14 protein-coding genes are annotated in these 19434 nt (G+C 58.9%); 10 read left to right on the top strand and 4 right to left on the bottom strand.

Translation table 11 applies throughout. The features are described 5' to 3' along the window. Positions 1-34 precede the first annotated feature (34 nt). The 6 genes from LPQ25_RS19135 (at position 35) to LPQ25_RS19110 (ending at position 8444) form a co-directional block, all read left to right on the top strand. Positions 35-1117 (top strand): YncE family protein, encoded by a 1083-nt coding sequence (locus tag LPQ25_RS19135; protein ID WP_004147457.1) that lies wholly within the window; start codon positions 35-37, stop codon positions 1115-1117. Positions 1118-1176: 59 nt separating this feature from the next. Next, the gene (locus LPQ25_RS19130) at positions 1177-3375 is read left to right on the top strand and encodes a TonB-dependent receptor (RefSeq protein WP_009308092.1); all 2199 of its coding nucleotides are present in this window, start codon (positions 1177-1179) and stop codon (positions 3373-3375) included. 107 nt (positions 3376-3482) lie between these two features. Beyond that, positions 3483-4859: a phenylalanine transporter gene (gene pheP, locus LPQ25_RS19125; protein ID WP_004151811.1), complete on the top strand. Its 1377-nt coding sequence runs from the start codon at positions 3483-3485 to the stop codon at positions 4857-4859. Positions 4860-5046: 187 nt separating this feature from the next. Continuing rightward, entirely contained in the window at positions 5047-6252 is a 1206-nt protein-coding gene (locus LPQ25_RS19120; RefSeq protein ID WP_004198867.1) for an MFS transporter, read from the top strand. 16 nt (positions 6253-6268) lie between these two features. Then, positions 6269-7291, top strand: a complete 1023-nt coding sequence (locus LPQ25_RS19115) for a sugar phosphate isomerase/epimerase family protein (RefSeq protein ID WP_004178891.1) — start codon at positions 6269-6271, stop codon at positions 7289-7291. 1 nt (position 7292) lies between these two features. Continuing rightward, a complete protein-coding gene (locus LPQ25_RS19110; protein ID WP_004183287.1) occupies positions 7293-8444 on the top strand; it encodes a Gfo/Idh/MocA family protein in 1152 nt (383 codons plus the stop codon). Positions 8445-8463: 19 nt separating this feature from the next. Here the strand turns inward: LPQ25_RS19110 and LPQ25_RS19105 are convergent, their stop codons facing one another. Then, positions 8464-8880 carry an Exc2 family lipoprotein gene (locus tag LPQ25_RS19105; RefSeq protein WP_023307443.1) on the bottom strand — a complete coding sequence of 139 codons (417 nt, stop codon included), beginning with the start codon at positions 8878-8880 and terminating at the stop codon, positions 8464-8466. Between the two features lie 248 nt (positions 8881-9128). Between LPQ25_RS19105 and LPQ25_RS19100 the strand changes: the two genes are divergently transcribed. Next, entirely contained in the window at positions 9129-10109 is a 981-nt protein-coding gene (locus LPQ25_RS19100; protein WP_004176981.1) for a LacI family DNA-binding transcriptional regulator, read from the top strand. A 3-nt stretch (positions 10110-10112) separates the two neighbouring features. Here LPQ25_RS19100 and LPQ25_RS19095 read toward each other — a convergent pair whose 3' ends face one another. Continuing rightward, positions 10113-11357 (bottom strand): mechanosensitive ion channel family protein, encoded by a 1245-nt coding sequence (locus LPQ25_RS19095; protein ID WP_004142570.1) that lies wholly within the window; start codon positions 11355-11357, stop codon positions 10113-10115. Between the two features lie 70 nt (positions 11358-11427). After that, positions 11428-12855: an MFS transporter gene (locus LPQ25_RS19090; RefSeq protein ID WP_009308097.1), complete on the bottom strand. Its 1428-nt coding sequence runs from the start codon at positions 12853-12855 to the stop codon at positions 11428-11430. 108 nt (positions 12856-12963) lie between these two features. On the opposite strand from LPQ25_RS19090, the gene LPQ25_RS19085 reads away from it, so the two are divergent. The 3 genes from LPQ25_RS19085 to LPQ25_RS19075 all read left to right on the top strand — a co-directional run bounded on the left by LPQ25_RS19085 (position 12964) and on the right by LPQ25_RS19075 (position 18357). Beyond that, complete coding sequence (locus LPQ25_RS19085) at positions 12964-13830, top strand: helix-turn-helix transcriptional regulator (protein WP_004151823.1); 867 nt, start codon at positions 12964-12966, stop codon at positions 13828-13830. Between the two features lie 666 nt (positions 13831-14496). Next, on the top strand, positions 14497-15531 hold the full coding sequence (locus tag LPQ25_RS19080) for a DUF2157 domain-containing protein (protein WP_014907948.1): 1035 nt from the start codon (positions 14497-14499) through the stop codon (positions 15529-15531). Between the two features lie 96 nt (positions 15532-15627). Continuing rightward, positions 15628-18357, top strand: a complete 2730-nt coding sequence (locus LPQ25_RS19075) for a sigma 54-interacting transcriptional regulator (RefSeq protein ID WP_012737590.1) — start codon at positions 15628-15630, stop codon at positions 18355-18357. 52 nt (positions 18358-18409) lie between these two features. Here the strand turns inward: LPQ25_RS19075 and LPQ25_RS19070 are convergent, their stop codons facing one another. After that, on the bottom strand, positions 18410-19396 hold the full coding sequence (locus LPQ25_RS19070) for an SIS domain-containing protein (RefSeq protein ID WP_004147471.1): 987 nt from the start codon (positions 19394-19396) through the stop codon (positions 18410-18412). Positions 19397-19434 lie beyond the last annotated feature (38 nt).

Genomic DNA, 19434 nt, shown 5'->3' with positions numbered 1-19434 from the left:
CATCGGGTCATTGATTTTTTATAGGGTTGATCCAATGAAATACACACTTCCGGCGTTGACGCTGGCCATCAGCGCGGCGTTAAGCGGCTGCGCGACGCCTCATTCCTCTGCCGTTTCCCAACCGGTTGTCGACTCGCCAGTCCCTAACGTGGCGCAACCGCTGCAGCGCCAGCTAGCGGAAGGGCTGTACGAGATGGCGTTAAGCCCGCAGGGTGATGCGCTGTACGTCGCCAGCGCTGAAGGCTTTAAAAATGTACAGGGCGGGGCGGTTTACACACTGGATCCGCACACCCTCAATACCATCGGCCTGACGCATACCGATCTGAAAAACTTCGCTTTACAGCTCTCTGCGGAGGGTAAAACGCTGTATGTCAGCAATTCGCTGGACGGCGGCATCAGCGCTATCGACACCGCCACCGGCAAGGTAAAAAACCGCCTGCTGTTCAGCGAGCGCAATGAAAAAGGTCGCCCTTATGGGGCCCGTCAGCTGCTGTTGCTGAATAATACTCTCTACGTTGGCGCGGTCGCCGACCCGGCGCAAATCTGGGTGGTTGACGCCACTACCCTGAAGCTGAAAACGCGGATTAAAAATACCGGTAAATGGATGACCGGCCTGCACTACTCCGCGCAAACCGGTCGCGTGTACGCCGCTAACGGCAGCGGTGAAATTCTGGTGATCAACCCGCGTAACCAACGCATTGAACAGCGCTGGAAGCCGCTGGGCGACAAGCCGGCGCTGCTGCTTAATATGGCCGAAGATAGCGACACCGGCCGTCTGTTCGTGACCGACAACTCGAAAGCGAAAACCACTCTGGTGCTGGATATCCACAGCGGCAAGCTGCTTAAACAGCTCGACGTCGGCGATTCGCTGGCGGTGCAGTTCAATAAGAAACGCCACGAAATTTATATTTCACAGCGTGAATCCGGCAAGGTCATTAGCCTTGACGCCAGCCGCTACACGCTGAAGAAAAGCTGGGCGCTGCCGGCCAATCCCAACAGCCTGCTGCTTTCCGCCGATGGTCAGACGCTGTTTGTCACCGTCAAACAGCCCTTCAATAAAGACCACTCCACTAAAGGCCCGGACAGCGTCGTACGTATCGACCTGAACGCGCAATAAAAATAACGGGTCCGGCGACGGGCCCTTTGATTCATTTATCCTCATCCATGGGGCAAATTATGCACACCACGCACTATTCATCCTTCCCGCTGCGTAAAACGCTGCTGGCCTTAGCCATCGGCGCCGCCAGTCAAACGGCGATGGCCGCGGACGCTGCTGCTGCGAAGCAGCCTGGCGAAGAGACCCTCATCGTCGAGGCTAACGAAACCAGCGATTTTAAATCCGGCGGCGACCTGGTGGTTCCGGCATTCCTCGACGGGCAGATCGCCCACGGCGGCCGTCTGGGGATGCTTGGCGAACAAAAAGCGATGGACGTCCCGTTTAACGTCATCGGCTATACCTCGAAGCTGATTCAGGATCAGCAGGCGAAAACTATCGCCGATGTCGTCAGTAACGACGCTGGCGTGCAGGCCGTACAGGGCTACGGCAACTTCGCCGAGACCTATCGAATCCGCGGGTTTAAGCTCGATGGCGATGACATGACGATGGGCGGCCTGGCGGGCGTGGTGCCGCGTCAGGTGATGGACACCCAGATGCTGGAGCGCGTTGAAATTTTCAAAGGGGCTAACAGCCTGCTTAACGGCGCGGCCAGCAGCGGCGTCGGCGGGATGATTAACCTCGAGCCGAAGCGGGCGGAAGATCTGCCGACCGCACGCGTTGGCGTCGACTATACCTCTGATTCTCAGGTGGGCGGCACCCTCGACCTGGGGCGCCGTTTCGGCGACAACAACCAGTTCGGCGCCCGGGTCAACCTGGTGCACCGCGAGGGTGAAGGCGCTATCGATAATGATAAACGCCGTACCACGCTGGCTTCGCTGGGGCTTGATTACCGCGGCGACCGTTTCCGCTCCTCGCTCGATTTCGGCTATCAGAAGAAAACGTTCCACGGCGGTACGATGGGCGTCAATATCAGCGGCGTGGATTTCGTTCCGGCGCTGCCGGACAACAGCAAAAACTACAGCCAGAAGTGGGGCTATAGCGATATTGAAAGCGAGTTCGGCATGGCGAAGGCAGAATATGACCTGACCGATAGCTGGACGGTATACAGCGCCCTCGGCGGCCAGCATTCGCATGAAATTGGTACCTACAGCGCGCCGAAGCTTCTGAATAAAAACGGCGATGCGACGGTGGGCCGCCTGGATACTAACCGCATTATCGACGCGATCAGCGGCATGGGCGGGGTACGCGGCGATTTCAATACCGGCGCGATTTCGCATAAGGTGAACCTCGGCTATGCGGCGCAGGTGCATACCGATGCGACCGCCTGGCGGATGTCGGCCAGGAACCCGACCACTAATATCTATGACAACCATGATGTGGCGATGCCGGATAACGCCTATTTTGGCGGCAACTACCACGATCCGCTGGTCACCTCGCGCAGCCGTACGCAGGGCTGGCTGCTGAGTGATACCCTCGGCTTCTTTAACGATAAAGTGCTGTTTACCGCCGCTGCTCGTCATCAGAAAGTGGTTGTGCGCAACTACAGCAACGCCACCGGGCTGGAAGATACCTCTTCGCGTTATACCCAAAGCCGCTGGATGCCGACGTTTGGCCTGGTGTACAAGCCGTGGGAGCAGCTGTCGCTGTATGCTAACCATACCGAAGCGCTGCAGCCGGGCTCTGTGGCGCCGACGACGGCGGCCAATGCCGGGCAGAGTACCGGGATCGCGCACTCGAAGCAGGACGAAGTGGGCGTCAAGATCGACTACGGTACGATCGGAGGATCGCTGGCGCTGTTTGAAATCAAAAAACCGAACGCCATTTCCGATACCGCTGGCAATTACGGCCTCGACGGCGAGCAGCGTAACCGCGGCGTAGAGATGAACGTCTTTGGCGAGCCGATGCTGGGACTGCGTCTTAACGCCAGTACCGTCTGGCTGGATGCCAAACAGACTAAAACCGCTGAAGGCGCAACCGACGGTAAAGATGCCATCGGGGTGGCTAACTTCTACGCGGTACTCGGCGCCGAATATGACATCAAGCCGGTGGAAGGCCTGACCGCCACCGCGCGCGTCAATCATAGCGGCTCGCAGTATGCCGATGCGGCCAATACCAAGAAGCTGGATAGCTACACCACCCTGGATTTAGGCCTGCGCTATCGTATGCGTCTGAACGCCGACCAGAACGAAATGATCTGGCGCGTCGGGGTGACCAACGTGACCAACGAGAAGTACTGGTCTGGCATTGACGATACCGGTACTTACCTGTTCGAAGGCGATCCGCGTACCGTCCGCGTCTCAATGAGCTACGACTTCTGACGCTAAAAAAAGCGGGGCGGGCGGCTGACGCTCGCCCCACGCAACTTGCGACAATCCCCCCTAAGTGATAAAAGGTGCCCCTTCACAAAAACACACAGGGGAACGACGTGAAAGACGCGTCAACGTCGTCGGAGACCGTCACGGAAAGTGGCCCGACGCTTCATCGCGGTTTACAGAACCGACACATTCAACTTATCGCCCTTGGCGGCGCCATTGGCACCGGCCTGTTTCTCGGCATTGGTCCCGCTATCCAGATGGCCGGTCCGGCGGTCTTACTGGGCTACGCCGTGGCCGGGATTGTCGCTTTTCTGATCATGCGCCAGCTGGGCGAAATGGTGGTGGAAGAGCCAGTATCCGGTTCCTTTGCCCACTTTGCCTATAAGTACTGGGGGCCGTTCGCCGGCTTTCTCTCCGGCTGGAACTACTGGGTGATGTTCGTGCTGGTAGGGATGGCGGAGCTGACCGCCGCCGGGATCTATATGCAGTACTGGCTTCCCGACGTGCCCACCTGGGTTTGGGCGGCGGCTTTCTTCATCATTATTAACGCCGTCAACCTGGTCAACGTACGCTTGTATGGCGAAGCGGAGTTCTGGTTCGCGCTGATCAAGGTGCTGGCGATTATCGGCATGATTGCCTTCGGCCTGTGGATGCTGTTCGGCGGCCACGGCGGCAGCAAAGCCGGGTTCGACAATCTGTGGAAACACGGCGGCTTCCTCGCCACCGGCTGGCACGGACTTATTCTGTCGCTGGCGGTGATCATGTTCTCCTTCGGCGGGCTGGAGCTTATCGGCATCACCGCCGCCGAAGCGCAAAACCCGGAAAAGAGCATTCCCAAAGCGGTCAATCAGGTGGTCTATCGTATCCTGCTGTTCTATATCGGTTCGCTGGTGGTGCTGCTGGCGCTCTACCCGTGGGTGGAGATCAAATCCGACAGCAGCCCGTTTGTGATGATTTTCCATAATCTGGACAGCAACCTGGTGGCCTCCGCGCTGAACTTCGTCATTCTGGTGGCCTCGCTGTCGGTGTATAACAGCGGCGTGTACTCCAACAGCCGGATGCTGTTCGGCCTGTCGGTGCAGGGTAATGCGCCGAAATTTCTCGCCCGCGTCAGCAAGCGCGGCGTGCCGGTGAACTCCCTGCTGCTCTCCGGAATTATCACTTCGCTGGTCGTGGTGCTGAACTACCTGCTGCCGCATGAAGCGCTGGGGCTGCTGATGGCCCTGGTGGTGGCGACGTTGTTGCTGAACTGGATCATGATCTGTATGGCGCACCTGAAGTTCCGCGCCGCCCAGCGCCGCAAAGGGCGCGAATCGAAGTTCAAAGCGCTGCTGGCGCCCGCCAGCAACTACTTCTGCATTGCTTTCCTTGGGCTGATCCTGGCGCTGATGTGCACTATCGACGGCATGCGTCTGTCGGCGATCCTGCTGCCGGTGTGGATCCTGTTCCTGTTTATCGCCTTCAAACTGCTGCGCCGCCCGGCGTAAGCGAGATGCCCCGCCGTCCGGCGGGGCTGCCTGCCTTTTTATTGTGATCCTCTTCGCAGGCGGCGCATTTGCCTGGCGATCTTCTTTTTGTAATCGATTACTTTTGTTTTGAGTGGTTTTGTAATCGATTACTTTTCTGAGGGCGAGCAACATGGTCACAACAACAGAAGGTCGGGAAAGTGTCCGCGTGAGCCACCGTTTTCTGGTGCCGCGGCTGTCGTTAATGATGTTTATGCAGTTTTTTATCTGGGGCAGCTGGTCGGTGACCCTGGGGCTGGTGATGACCCGCTATGAGATGTCATTGCTGATCGGCGATGCGTTCTCCGCCGGGCCGATCGCCTCCATCTTGTCTCCCTTTGTGCTGGGGATGCTGGTGGATCGCTTTTTCGCCTCGCAGAAGGTGATGGCGGTGATGCACCTGGCCGGGGCGGCGATCCTGTGGTTTGTCCCGCAGGCGCTGGTGGCGCAGAACGGCGCCCTGCTGATTGGCCTGCTGTTCGGCTATACGCTGTGCTATATGCCGACCCTGGCGCTGACCAACAATATCGCCTTCCACAGCCTGGCCAATGTCGATAAAACCTTCCCGGTGGTCCGCGTGTTCGGCACCATCGGCTGGATTATCGCCGGGATCTGCATCGGGGTGACCGGTATCTCTGATACCACCGGCATCTTCACGCTGGCGGCGCTCTGTTCGGTCGCGCTGGCGCTCTACAGCCTGACGCTGCCGCACACCCCGGCGCCGGCCAAAGGCATGCCGGTTCAGTTTCGCGACCTGCTGTGCGCGGACGCCTTCGCGCTGCTGAAAACCCGCCATTTCCTGATTTTCTCCCTCTGCGCCACCTTAATTTCCGTGCCGTTAGGCACCTATTACGCCTATACCGCGTCGTATCTGGCGGATGCCGGCGTCAAAGATGTCAGCACCGCGATGTCCTTCGGCCAGATGTCAGAGATCGTCTTTATGCTGGTGATCCCGTTGCTGTTCCGTCGCCTCGGGGTGAAATACATGCTGCTCATCGGCATGGCGGCGTGGTTCGTCCGCTACGCCTTTTTCGCTCTCGGAGTCAGCGAGGAGGGGCGCTTCCTGCTCTATCTGGGCATTTTGCTGCACGGCGTGTGCTATGACTTTTTCTTTGTCGTTGGCTTTATCTACACCGACCGCGTGGCGGGCGAGAAGGTAAAAGGCCAGGCGCAGAGCATGATTGTGATGTTCACCTACGGGATCGGCATGCTGCTGGGCTCGCAGATCTCCGGCGCGCTGTATAACCATCTGGTGGCCGGCCAGAGCGTGCCTCAGGCCTGGGTGACCTTCTGGTGGATCCCGGCGGTGGCCGCCGCGGTTATCGCGCTGATTTTCCTTTTCTCTTTCCAGTACAACGAGAAAGAGCCGCACTAATTTTTCAGGAGGGGGTATGAAAACGATTAAGGGACCGGGCATTTTTCTGGCGCAGTTTATCGGGCCGCAGGCGCCGTTCAACACCCTGGCGGGGATAGCGCAGTGGGCCGCCGGCCTGGGGTACAAGGCATTGCAGATCCCCTGCAACCACCCGGCGATTTTTGATGTCGAGCGGGCGGCGGCGAGCCAGACCTACTGCGACGAGGTCAGCGGCATCCTGGCGGAGCATGGGCTGGTGATCAGCGAGCTGTCCACTCACCTTGAAGGACAGCTGGTGGCGGTGCATCCAGCGTATGACGCGGCGTTTGATGCCTTTGCCCCGGCGGCGCTGCATGGCGATCCGCAGGCGCGCCAGCGCTGGGCGGTGGAGAAAGTGCGCCAGGCGGCGGTAGCCTCCGGCCGCCTGGGGCTGCAGGCGCACGCGACCTTTTCCGGGGCGCTGGCATGGCCCTTTTTTTATCCGTGGCCGCCGCACAATCAGCCGCTTCTGGATGAGGCCTTTGCCGAGCTGGCCCGGCGCTGGCGGCCGCTGCTGGACCTCTTCGACGAGCAGGGGGTCGATGTCTGCTATGAGATCCACCCCGGCGAAGACCTGCACGATGGCGTGACCTTTGAGCGTTTTCTTGCGCTGGTGGATAACCATCCGCGCTGCAATATGCTCTATGACCCGAGCCACCTGCATCTGCAGCAGATGGACTACCTGACCTATATCGATATCTATCATGCGCGTATTAAAGCGTTTCACGTCAAGGACGCCGAATTTCGCCGCAACGGGCGCAATGGCGTCTACGGTGGATACCAGCCCTGGCAGCAGCGGGCCGGGCGTTTCCGCTCTCCTGGCGACGGGCAGATCGACTTCAAAGGGGTGTTCAGTAAGCTGACCGAATATGATTTTGCCGGCTGGGCGGTGCTGGAGTGGGAGTGCTGCCTGAAGGATAGTGAGACCGGCGCGCGCGAGGGCAGCGAGTTTATCCGCCGCCATATCATTCCCGTTGCCGGACGGGCCTTCGATGACTTTGCCGCCGGCGGGAGGGAATAACATGATTCAGGTCGCGATTATCGGGGCAGGGTTTATTGGCCCGGCGCATCTGGAGGCGCTGCGGCGGCTGGGAGATGTCGAGGTGGTGGCGCTGTGCGACAGCCGCCTTGAGGCGGCGCAGCGCAAGGCGCGAGCGCTGAACATTGCCCATGCCTACGACAGCGTGGAGGCGCTGCTGGCCCATCCGGGGCTGCAGGTGGTGCATAACTGTACGCCCAACCATCTACATGCCCAGATTAACCGGCAGATCCTCGCCGCCGGGCTGCACGTCTTCTCGGAAAAACCGCTGTGTATGACGGCGGAGGAGGCGCGGGAACTGGTGGCGCTTGCCGCCCGGGCCGGCGTGGTGCATGGCGTCAGCTTCGTCTATCGCCAGTTCGCTATGGTCCAGCAGGCGGCGGCGATGATCCGCCATGGCGAGGTCGGCAGAATCTTCGCGGCCCACGGCAGCTATCTGCAGGACTGGATGCTGCTGGAGACCGACTACAACTGGCGGGTCGATTCGGCGCAGGGCGGCGCGTCGCGGACGGTGGCCGACATCGGCTCCCACTGGTGCGATACCGTGCAGTTTATGACCGGTCGGCGGATTGTCGAGGTGATGGCGGATCTGTCTATCGTCTGGCCAACGCGTAAAGCGCCGGTCAATGGCAAAGCGACCTTCAGCGCCGTTCACGAGGCGCAGGCATATGAAACGCGGCCTGTCGATACCGAGGACTTTGGCTCGGTGCTGTTGCGTTTTGACGATGGCAGCAAGGGCAGCTTTATGGTCTCTCAGGTGAGCGCCGGGCGGAAAAACCGTCTGGCGGTGGAGATTAACGGCAGCCTCTGTTCTCTGGCCTGGGATCAGGAAGTGCCCCAGCGGCTGTGGATCGGCCACCGCGAGCAGCCGGATCGCCTGCTCAGCGATGACCCGAGCCTGCTGCGGCCGGAAATCGCTGACAGCGCCCATTACCCCGGCGGCCATATTGAGGGCTGGCCGGACGCTTTTAAGAATATGATGGGGCATTTTTATCAGGCGGTGCGCGCCGGGAAGATGCCGGCGGCCGGGGCCCGGCGCTTCGCCGCTTTCGACGACGGCGCCGATGTGATGTACATCATCGAGGCGATCGTCAAAAGCCATCAGCAGCAGCGCTGGGTCAGCGTCGAACGCTGAGCGCAGGCGGGGCGCAGGATTATTTCACCCCAAGATAGCCGTCGAGATAGGCACCGGAGAGCTCGTTGCCGAACAGGACGGCATCTTTATTTTCCATCGCATTATCCCATTTGTCGCTGGCATTGCCGGTGAAGGCGTGCTCGGTGCGGGTGCCCTGCGCCGCCTGCTGTTTGATGGCGTCCGCGGTGCGGCGGGCATCGCTTTCGCTCATGCCAGCGGCTTTATCCTGCTGCCCGCGGGCGTACATCGCCGTGAAGGTCGGCAGGTTTAAACGGTAATTTTCCTGACGGTTGACGGTGAAGTTGCCGCCGACAAAATCGGAGCGGTGGGCGACGAACGCGTAGGCGTGGCGTTCCGGTGACGATTTTGACGAGGTGCAGCCGGTGATCGTTGCCAGGGCACAGCTGAGGGCGAGAACCGCGGTGGAGAGCCTCATGGGGATATCATCCTTAATCATAAAAGAAAAAATGGGGCGCAGGCGGTCTGTTGCGCCTCCTGCGCTAATGAGAATATGAAACGGCAAAAGGATGCGCGTTAACGGGGCGGGAGAGAAGCCCTGATTATTAATAGTTTCCCGGGACACCGTCTCGCTGAGCTACGCTTTCGCGCCAGGCTGGCAGGCCAATCAGAGGTCATTTATGATAGCCTGCAGGATCCACCTCTATCGCAGGAAGTGCAGGGTTTATGTCTATTCAGAAAATTGCTCGTCTGGCCGGCGTCTCGGTGGCCACGGTGTCGCGGGTGCTGAACAACAGCGATACGGTAAAAGCCAAAAACCGTGAGCGCGTGCTGCAGGCGATCAAAGAGAGCAACTATCAGCCGAACCTGCTGGCGCGTCAGCTGCGAACCGCCCGCAGCAATATGATCCTTGTGATGGTCTCCAATATCGCTAACCCCTTTTGCGCCGAGGTGGTGAAGGGGATAGAAGAAGAGGCGGAGAAGAATGGCTATCGCATTCTGCTGTGTAACTCCGGGTCGGATCTGGCCCGCTCGACCTCGGGCCTGCAGCTTCTCTCCGGCAAAATGGTCGACGGCATTATTACCATGAACGCGCTCTCCAGCCTGCCGGAACTGACCACCATGATTGGCGATGCGCCCTGGGTGCAGTGCGCGGAGTATGCCGACACCGGCAGCATCTCCTGCGTCGGGATTAACGACGTTGAGGCGGCTCAGGGGGCGGTATCCCGGTTGGCCGATAGCGGCCGCCGCCGCATCGCGCTCATTAATCACGACCTCAGCTATCGCTATGCCCGTCTGCGCGAGCGCGGCTATAAAAGCGTGCTGCACGTGCACGGTCTGGCGTATCAGCAGGTGACCTACGCGCAGGATCTTAGCGCGGCGGCCGGTAAACGGGCGATGGAGCAACTGCTGTCGCAAGACGAGAAACCCGATGCGGTGTTTGCCGTTTCGGACTCCCTCGCCGCCGGGGCGCTGCGGGCTATCGCCCAGGCCGGACTGCGGGTGCCGGAAGATATCGCGGTGATCGGCTTCGATGGCACCGAGCTGGCGGAAGTGGTCTCCCCGCAGCTCACCACCGTCGAACAGCCCTCCCGGGCGATCGGCCGTACGGCGGTGTCTCTACTGATGAAACGCATCGACGATCCCGACGCTGCCGTCGAACGGGTGATGATGGACTGGCGCGTGATAGACCGCGCCAGCGTCTGAGGATCAGCGGGAGAAGGCGCCGGTCAGCGCGCGAATATCGTTGCCGGTGGGCGTTTGATGAATGCGTAAGCCAAACTCATCCACCACAGCGAAGACATGGTCGAAAATATCCGCCTGGATCCCCTCATATTCCGCCCATACCACGGTGTTGGTGAAGCAGTAGATCTCGATCGGCAAGCCGTTGGCATCCGGCGCCAGCTGGCGCACCATCAGGGTCATATCCTGGCGGATGCGCGGATGATGGCGTAAATACTCCTGCAGATAGGCGCGGAAGGTGCCGACGTTGGTCATCCGCCGCTCGTTGAGGATCGATTGCTCCCCGGCGTACTGCTGGTTCCAGGCGCTTATCTCTTCGTGGCGTGAATCCATATAGGGTTTAAGTAACTTCGCCCGGATCAGGCGCTGCTGCTCCTGTTCATCGAGGAAATGAATGCTGGTGGTGTCGATGTTAAGGCTGCGTTTGATGCGGCGGCCGCCGGAGGCCGACATGCCGCTCCAGTTTTTAAACGAGTCAGAGACCAGCGACCAGGTCGGAATGGTGGTGATGGTATTGTCCCAGTTGCGCACCTTGACCGTGGTGAGGCCGATATCGATCACCGCGCCGTCGGCGCCGTACTTCGGCATCTCCAGCCAGTCGCCAAGCTTGAGCATATCGTTGGCAGAGAGCTGGATACCGGCCACCAGACCGAGGATCGGATCTTTAAACACCAGCATCAGCACCGCGGCCATGGCGCCGAGCCCGCTAATCAGGATCGCCGGTGACTGACCTATCAGTAGCGAAATAATCAGAATACCGATAATAATCGCCGTCACCAGCTTAATTCCCTGGAATATGCCCTTCAGCGGCAACTGTGAGGCGGCGGGAAATTTCTGCGCCAGCTTTAAAATGACATCCAGCAGCGAGAAGAAGGACAGCATGGCATATATCATCACCCATAGCTGGGCCACGGTGGTTAATATTTCCGCGGCCTCGCTGCCTTTTTGCAGCCACAGCACCGCCTGGACGTTGACGATGATCCCCTGCAGGGTAAAGGCCAGTCGGTGAAAGAGCTTATTCTGCGTGATGATTTGCAGCCACAGATGGCTGCTGGCCAGCGCCCGTTTTTCAAATGCGCGCAGGACCACTTTGTGCAATATCAGATGCACGACCACGGCGGTGAACAAGATAATGCCGAAGATAATCATCAGCGAGCGGGTGGGGGTTATTTCGATTCCTAAGGCGGCAATTTGCGATATTAATTCCTGCATAACGTCTCCTGAATATCCAGCGGGTATGATGACCGCTGGATAGCTATTATGCAAATTACCGCCGCCGGTATTACGAGGCCACCGTCGCCGGCTGTCGGTTGAGATGATGGCGTAGCCACAGCGCTATCGCCCCCAGCAACAGCATCATGGCCACCTCGACCAGCAGAAAATCAATCAGCGCCTGCGGATAGTTGCCGCCGCCGCGACGGGCCAGCGCCAGGAACAGCGAACCAAGGATAGCCGGTCCGAGACCGAGGGTCGCCTGCTGCAGGGTGCTGAGGATTGCGCTCCCGGCCCCGGCGTCGCTGGCGCTGATATCGCGCATACCAATCCGATAAAAGCTGTTGACGATCAGCGCCTGGCCATAGCCGATCAGCGCCGTGGCGGGGACCAGCGTCAGGGCGCTGGTGGCGACGCCGAAGCGGGAGAAGGTGGCGCACAGCAGCAGGAGACCGGCGATCTGCACCGCCAGACCGGTCAGCAGGATCCGCCCCATGCTGTAGCGGGCGATAAGCCGCGGGGCATACAGCGCCGAAATAAAATAGGCCACGCCGAGGGCGATAAAGCTATTGCCGGACTGCCACGGCGCCATCCCCAGCCCCTCCTGCATGGTCAGCGCCATGCAGAACATAAAGCCGGACCAGGCGCTGAAAAACAGCAGGGCGATGGCCATCCCGAAGCGGATGCTGGTCAACTGCAGCAGACGCGGCGGCAGCAGAGGATGGTCGCCACGCTGCTGCTGGCGCAGGGCGCTCTGACGCATGGCGAACAGCAGCGGCAGGACCGCCACCAGCATCAGCTGCAGCCACAGCGGCCAGTGCAGCTCCGGACCGAGGGCCATCGGGAACAGCAGGCAGCAGAGGATCAGCGCGAGGTACAGCGTACCCTGCCAGTCAATCCGCGACGGCGTCTCGCGACGGGTTTCCGGCACATAGCGGCGGCTCAGAGCCAGCACCAGCAGGCAGATCGGCACATTGATAAAAAAGGCGTTGCGCCAGCCCAGCCCGGCGATGTCCGCCGACACCAGCCAGCCGCCGCCCATCTGACCGACGATAAAGGCGATCCCGCCGATCCCGCCATACAGGCTGATGGCCCGGGCGTGGGCGGGGCCTTTGAGGGTGACGTGCAGGGTCGCGAGGATCTGCGGCACAATCAGCGCCGCCCCGGCGCCCTGCAGGGTGCGGGCCGCCAGCAGGGCGCCGATGCTGTTCGCCATACCGCACAGCAGGGAAGCGATGCCAAAGAGGGCGACGCCCCACATAAACAGGCGCCGGCGGCCATAGTTATCGCCAAGCTTACTGCCCATCGCCAGGCAGACGGCAAAGGCGACGCCGTACAGCGCGACGATAAGCTCCAGCTGCGTGGCGCTGGCCGCCAGGGTGTGGGTGATGGCGTCCAGCGCCACATTGGTGATCGAGGTATCAATAAGCGGCAGCATCTGGCCGCTCAGCAGCAGCAACAGACCGGCGCGGCCGGGTGAAACAGCAGACGTATTCATGGGATTCTCCATTGCGTCATTCAGCAGACCGACGTAGCATTACCGATAAATTAAACGGGTACCAGTTCCTGTCTATACTGGTATTGGCACTACTATGCTGGAGGGGTGATGACCACGATGCCGCAACGGGAGTCGACGATCGCCGTGCCGGACGATCGACGCAAACAGCTGGGGGCCTTTCTGCGCGCCCGCCGTGAAAGCCTCGATCCGCAGCGCCTGGGGTTGCCCCGGGTGGGCCGCCGGCGCACGCCGGGTCTGCGCCGGGAAGAGGTGGCGATGCTCGCCGACGTCGGCGTTACCTGGTACACCTGGCTGGAGCAGGGGCGGGAGGTGAATCCGTCGGAGGCGGTGCTGGTGGGGGTGGCGAATGCCCTGCAGTGCAGTCCGCTGGAGACCCGGCATCTGTTCGTGCTCGCCGGGCTGACCCCGCCGGAAGCCACCCAGGTGACGGTGTGCGAAGGCATCAGCCCTGGCACCCGCCGGATGCTGGACAGCCTGATGCCGCAGCCGGCCAGCATTCAGAAACCGAACTTTGATATTGTGGCGTGGAACGACAGCTTCTGCCGCCTGATGGGCATCGATTTCGCCACCCTCCCGGAAGAAGATCGCAACTGCATTTATCTCTATCTGACCCATGAGACCTGGCGCAGCCGGATCGAAAATCGCGATGTGCTGCCGACCTTCGTCTCCTATTTCCGCGCCGCGATGGCCGAGCACCGCGGCGATCCGGCGTGGGAAAACAAACTGGCGCGCTTTTTCGCCGCCTCGTCGGAGTTTGAAGCGCTGTGGCATCAGCGCTACGAGGTGCGCGGCGTGGAAAACCAGATTAAACATTTTAACCACCCGCAGCTCGGGCGATTCAGCCTGCAGCAGATGTACTGGTATTCGGCGCCGCGCAACGGCTCACGCCTGCTGGTCTACCTGCCGATGGACGAGGCGGGCGAGCAGGCGCTGGCGTGGCTGGACCAACATTAATCACAAGGAATCAGATGGCTGGCAATATGCCATCTTCGGGTATTGCCCGGTCGGCGCTGCTGGACGGTTCCCTCTCCCTCCGGGAGTAGGGGGAAGGCAAAGCCCTGCCGGGAAGTCTTTTATGTTATCTGTGGCTTCAGCGCACATTGCGCTCCCGGTTAGTCTTCTGCGTTATGTCTCTTACGGCGCAGGGAGCGCACAGGGGCGGCCAGTCGCCGCCGCCCCTGTACCCCCGGGCTCCGGCCAGCAACATCGCCACTGCGTGGTGCCTTCGACTTATCCCTGCAGGCTTCGGGTCGGGCCGAGGCAGCGTCCCTGCAAAACACGGCCCTCAGCCCGCATCCATGCGGGCTGCCCCGGCCTTCCGGGAACGTCTCAGCGATGTTGAGGCCGCAACAGCGGCAGTTTCAGTCGCACTAGTGGGTAAGTTAACGGCTGGCTGATACGGACCGTAGGCCGGGTAAGGCGCCAGCCGCCACCCGGCAATAAAGCGGCTCCGTGCCTGATATCATGCTCGGCGGCGCTGCGCTTACGCGGGCTTACGGTAAGGAGTAACAATCTGATATATAAATGGTTAAGTAGGCCGGGGAGGGCGACAGCCGCTGCCCGGCAGAAAGGCGAGCATATTAGCGAAAACAGGTTTGTCATCAGTCTCAAGGAATGCCTATGAACGTAACCCGAAAAGAGCAGCGCATTATTCAGCGCGCGCTGAATGCCTGGCAGGCCAGCGGGGAGTTAACCCCCTCGGACAGCCAGCGGCTGGCGCAAACGATGCGCGTCTCCCCCTTTGACTGGCGGCGCCTGAGCCGCTATGCCTTCTGGACCGCGCTGGCCTGCGTGCTGATTTCCCTGGGCAGTCTGTTCGCCGACAGCGAGCTGGTGGCGTGGCTGCTGAGCCTGTTCAGCCACTCGGCGCTGATGCGGATCCTGCTGCCTGCGCTGCTGGCAGTCGCCTGCTACGGCTGGGGTTTTCGCCGCCAGCGGCGGGAGACGCAGTGGCACTACAGCACAGAGGCGATTTTGTTTCTGGGCGTCGTCTTTACCGCCGTGGCGCTATGGCAGCTTGGCGAACGGCTGGATAACGGCAGCGGCCATATCGCACCGCTGTTTCTGGCCGGATGCGTGATTTACGGTGCCATCGGCTATATTGCCCGCTCCGGGCTGGTGTGGCTCTTTTTTCTGCTGGCGCTGGGCAACTGGTTCGGCGCGGAAACCGGCTACGTCTCGGGGTGGGGCGCCTACTGGCTGGGCATGAACTACCCGATTCGCTTCGTCCTGTTCGGCGGCGCGCTGCTGGCGCTCTGCTACGGCGCGCAATCCCTGCTTCGCCAGCGGCAGCTGTTTACCGTCAGCAAGGCGATGGGCCTCACGTACCTGTTTATTGCGCTGTGGATCCTGTCGATTTTCGGCAATTACGACGCAGAGAGCTGGTACCAGGTGAGCCAGGCGCGACTCCTGCCGTGGGGGCTGCTGTTTGCCGTAGCGGCCGGCGTCTGCATTTTTATCAGCCTGAAAACCGATGACGGAATGCTGCGCGGCTTCGGACTAACCTTCCTGGCGATCAATCTCTATACCCGTTTCTTTGAGTTTTTCTGGAACGGGATGCACAAAGTGCTGTTTTTCCTGATCCTTGCCGTCTCGCTGGCGGTGATTGGCCGCTATGCCGAGCGCATCTGGCATGCGGGGAACGTTAAGCCATGAAAAATTAAGCGTTTTTAAAGAAGTGTGGCTGGCGGCAGCGACGTCCTGCGCGAATTGTCGTATAAGCGAATTTTACGCTTTTGACAGGGGAGCGAGATGAATAAGGAGTCGATTTTTCGCCAACTAGAACAACGGATCGCCGGGCGAGCGCTGACGGCGGAAGCGCTGGGCGAGTTTAACGCTATGGCCATCGCCGATAGCTTGAAGCAAAAACGCAGCATCATCAGCCATCATCTGAATAATCTCCATCGCGAGCAGCGGGTGGTCAAAGTGAACGGTCGCCCGGTGCTGTTTTTACCCGTTACCGTTCTGCGCGATCATCACCGCCTGGCGGTTCGGCACGGCGAATACGCCTCCATTCAGGCGCTGTGCGCGGATCGTCAGGATAGTCTGGCGCAGCTGATTGGCGCGCAGGGCAGCCTGCAGGAAGCATTGCGCCAGTGCAAGGCTGCCATCAGCTACCCTGGCGCAGGTCTGCCGCTGCTGCTGCGGGGCCCTACTGGCACCGGGAAAAGTTTTCTAGCTCGCCAGCTCTGGCACTACGCAATAGATGAAGGTATTTTACCTGCCGATGCGCCTTTTACCGTATTTAACTGCGCCGAGTACGCGAATAATCCAGAACTACTGACCTCGAAGTTATTTGGTCATGCGAAGGGGGCCTTTACCGGCGCCGATAAGGCCGTTCCTGGTCTTATCGAGACCAGCAACGGCGGGGTGTTGTTTATCGATGAGGTTCATCGGCTGCCGCCCGAAGGCCAGGAAAAGTTGTTTCATTTTATGGATAACGGTAGCTGGCGCCGGCTGGGGGAGAGCGCCGACGAGCGCAGCGCCACGGTGCGGCTAATTTTTGCTTCAACCGAGGATCTGGAAAAACACTTCCTGGCGACCTTTATTCGCCGTATTCCGGTGATTGTAAAAATTCTGCCGATCGCTGAACGCGGCCAATTCGAGCGGCTGGCGTTTATCCACCACTTTTTCCGCCGTGAAGCCCAGCGTTTGAACCACGATCTGGAGCTGGATGGCGAAATCGTCAGCCAGCTAATGCGTGAAACGCTTGAAGGAAATGTCGGTGGGCTGGAAAATTTGATTCGCAATATTTGCGCCAGCGCCTGGACATTTGGCGAACGTGATAGCGGTCTTTTACATATAAAAGCGGGTTTGCTGCCCGACCGATTACTGGCGGATGCGCCTTTTACTCTTCAGCAAAATAGCGAGCGGGTTATGATTTACCGCGATGGCGACGCGCAGCCTCTTTTTTCTGGTCGTCACCATGAATACCAACGGCTAACGGAAAATATTTGTAGCCTGTGCGAGGAGTTGGCTCAGGATAATATTAGCGTGCGGACCTTTGAAAAGCTTATTTATCAGAACGTGACGCTCTATCTTGATGCGCTGATGAATCAGGAGAGTACGGTCTCTCTGCAGGACAAACGGCTGCGCTTTATTGAAGATGTGGGCAAAGCAATCGCTGTCAATTATGACCTTCAGCTAAATGTCGAATTCGCTTATCTTACCGGCCGCTACCTCACCAGCCTCCCTCTGGCGCCGCGCAGCGTTGCTGAGCCCGTGCGTCTGGTGATGCAGCGCTGGCTGGACTCCTCGGCGGGGCTGGCGCAACGCATCGCGGAGAAACTACTGGATGTCGTCAATAATAAATACGATCTGCTCATCGATACGCTTGACCGTCTGGCGATTACCGCCATTGTCAGTAATGCTATCGATGCGACCAGCGGCGGAAAAGTGAAAGCGCTGATAATCGCCCACGGTTATTCGACCGCCAGCAGCATTGCCGGCGTTGCCAACCGCCTGATTGGCGAGAAGATCTACCAGGCCATGGATATGCCGATGGAGGTGGCGTTTAACGATGTCAGTCGCGCCGTGGTTGATTATCTCCAGCATACGGACACGCGTGCGGGTGTGATGGTGCTTATTGATATGGGCTACACCAAGGAGATTGCCGATGCGCTTTTGTCGGTGATTAACGGCCCGCTGGTAGTGGTGGATAACGTCACGACCCGCATGGCGCTGAACGTTGCCAGCGAGATCGCGTTGGGAAAAAACATCGAACAAATCGCCGAAGAGATCGTGCCGCTTAATCAGTCGCGTTGGGATGTGTTCTGGCCCGCAGAAAAAAAAGAGCGTGTGCTGCTGGTGACCTGTATTACAGGTATCGGTACCGCATTTAAATTTAAAAATCTGATGGAGAAGAGCCTGCTCAACGATTTTGATATTAACATCATCGCCTGCGAGTATACGCGCTTAAAAAACAGTCGTACGGCGGTATCGTTGCTCCACCAGTATGAAGTTATTGCGGTCGTGGGTACCCACGACCCGCAGCTGGTCGGAGTGCCCTGGGTTGGTATTGAGGAACTACTTGGCGAGCAGGGGCATCGACATCTGAGTCAGCTCTTAAGCGGCTATCTTAATGAAAAGCAAATTGCGCTGATTAATAAAAATATGGTTCGTGAGTTTTCACTGCATAACGTTGTCAACTCTCTGACGATACTGAATGCTGGAAAAACCATGGGTCATATCGAAACCATTATCGCTGAGTGGCAAAATACGCTTGGTTTTCATTTTAATAATAACTTAATTATCAGTTTATATGTGCATCTCAGCTGTATGATTGAGCGTCTGGTAATGCGTAATGAAATTAGCCATTATAAAGATCTTGAGCAATTTACCAGCCAGCATGGCGAATTTATTGCCATGGTGAATCACTCGTTCCAGCGCCTGAAAATACTCTATAACGTGGCGCTACCGGTAGCGGAAATTGGCTATATTCACGATATTTTTGAATTACGTATTGAAGATTTTAGCTGGTAATCCTCAACGCAGCCCCGGAGAATTACGCCGGGGCTGGCAGGCGGTTAGCGAATCAATATTCGACTTTCCACATATAGCGGCGGGTGGTCAGCGGGTGGTTGCGAGCGGTGGCCAGCGCCAGGTTGTAAACATCCAGTACGCAGTTGTGCAGCAGGCCGCAGAAATATTCGCGCACGCTGGCGTGCAGTGCGTCGATTCCCACCTTTTCCACGTCAATAATCTGCAGTTTTCCCTGGTAACGTTCGATAAAGCGGATCGCGCGATCATCCAGCGGGCGGGTGCGGCCGCTGCTTTTTAATAAAATAAACGGCGTTCCCGTTTCGGTAATCTCAAAGGGGCCGTGGAAATACTCGCCGCTGTGGATGCTGGCGGAGTTAATCCACTGCATCTCCAACAGAATACAGATGGATTCCTGATGCGCGGCGCCGAATGAGGGGCCGCTGCCCATCATGTAGATGACCTTTTCGGTCTTCCAGGCTTCGGCAAAATGGCGCGCATCCGCCTGAACCTGCTGCTGAGCGCCGCGTACCACGGATTCAAAACTGGCAAAGGCGCTGACCATCTCATCGTAATGGGCGTATCCCTCAGTTTGCGCAAGCACTTCCAGCGCCAGCCACAGGCTGTATGCCGCTTTTTGCTGCGTCGGATCGACGGTTTCGGGATAGCGCGCCCAGCAGTATTCAATAGTGTAATCGCTGTGTTCGCACAGCGGCGTGCCGGGGGTATATACCAGTCCAATAGTGGCGGCGCCTTTCTGACGCGCGATGCGGGCGGCTTCCACCGTTTCAGCGGTGTTGCCCTGCTGCGAGGCGAGGATCACTACGCTGTTTTTACCTAACGCGTTCGGCGTCGCATGGACAAATTCATTACTGGTAACATAGCCGACGGCCAGCTTTTTAGCTTCACAATCGAGAAAATATTTCCCCGGCCAGAAACCGGTTAATGAACCACCGCAGCCAACAAACCATACGCGCTCAATGTGCTGCTTAGATAAAATATCGCGAATAATAGTATGTGCGTTTTGATGAGCTATAGACATATTGGTCTCCTTGGGATGTAACGGGTCCTCCGCTGAAA

The organism is Klebsiella sp. KPN54798 (assembly GCF_021184225.1).
GTDB classification, from domain to species: Bacteria; Pseudomonadota; Gammaproteobacteria; order Enterobacterales; family Enterobacteriaceae; genus Klebsiella; species Klebsiella pneumoniae.
This window is presented reverse-complemented; position numbering and strand designations above follow the sequence as displayed.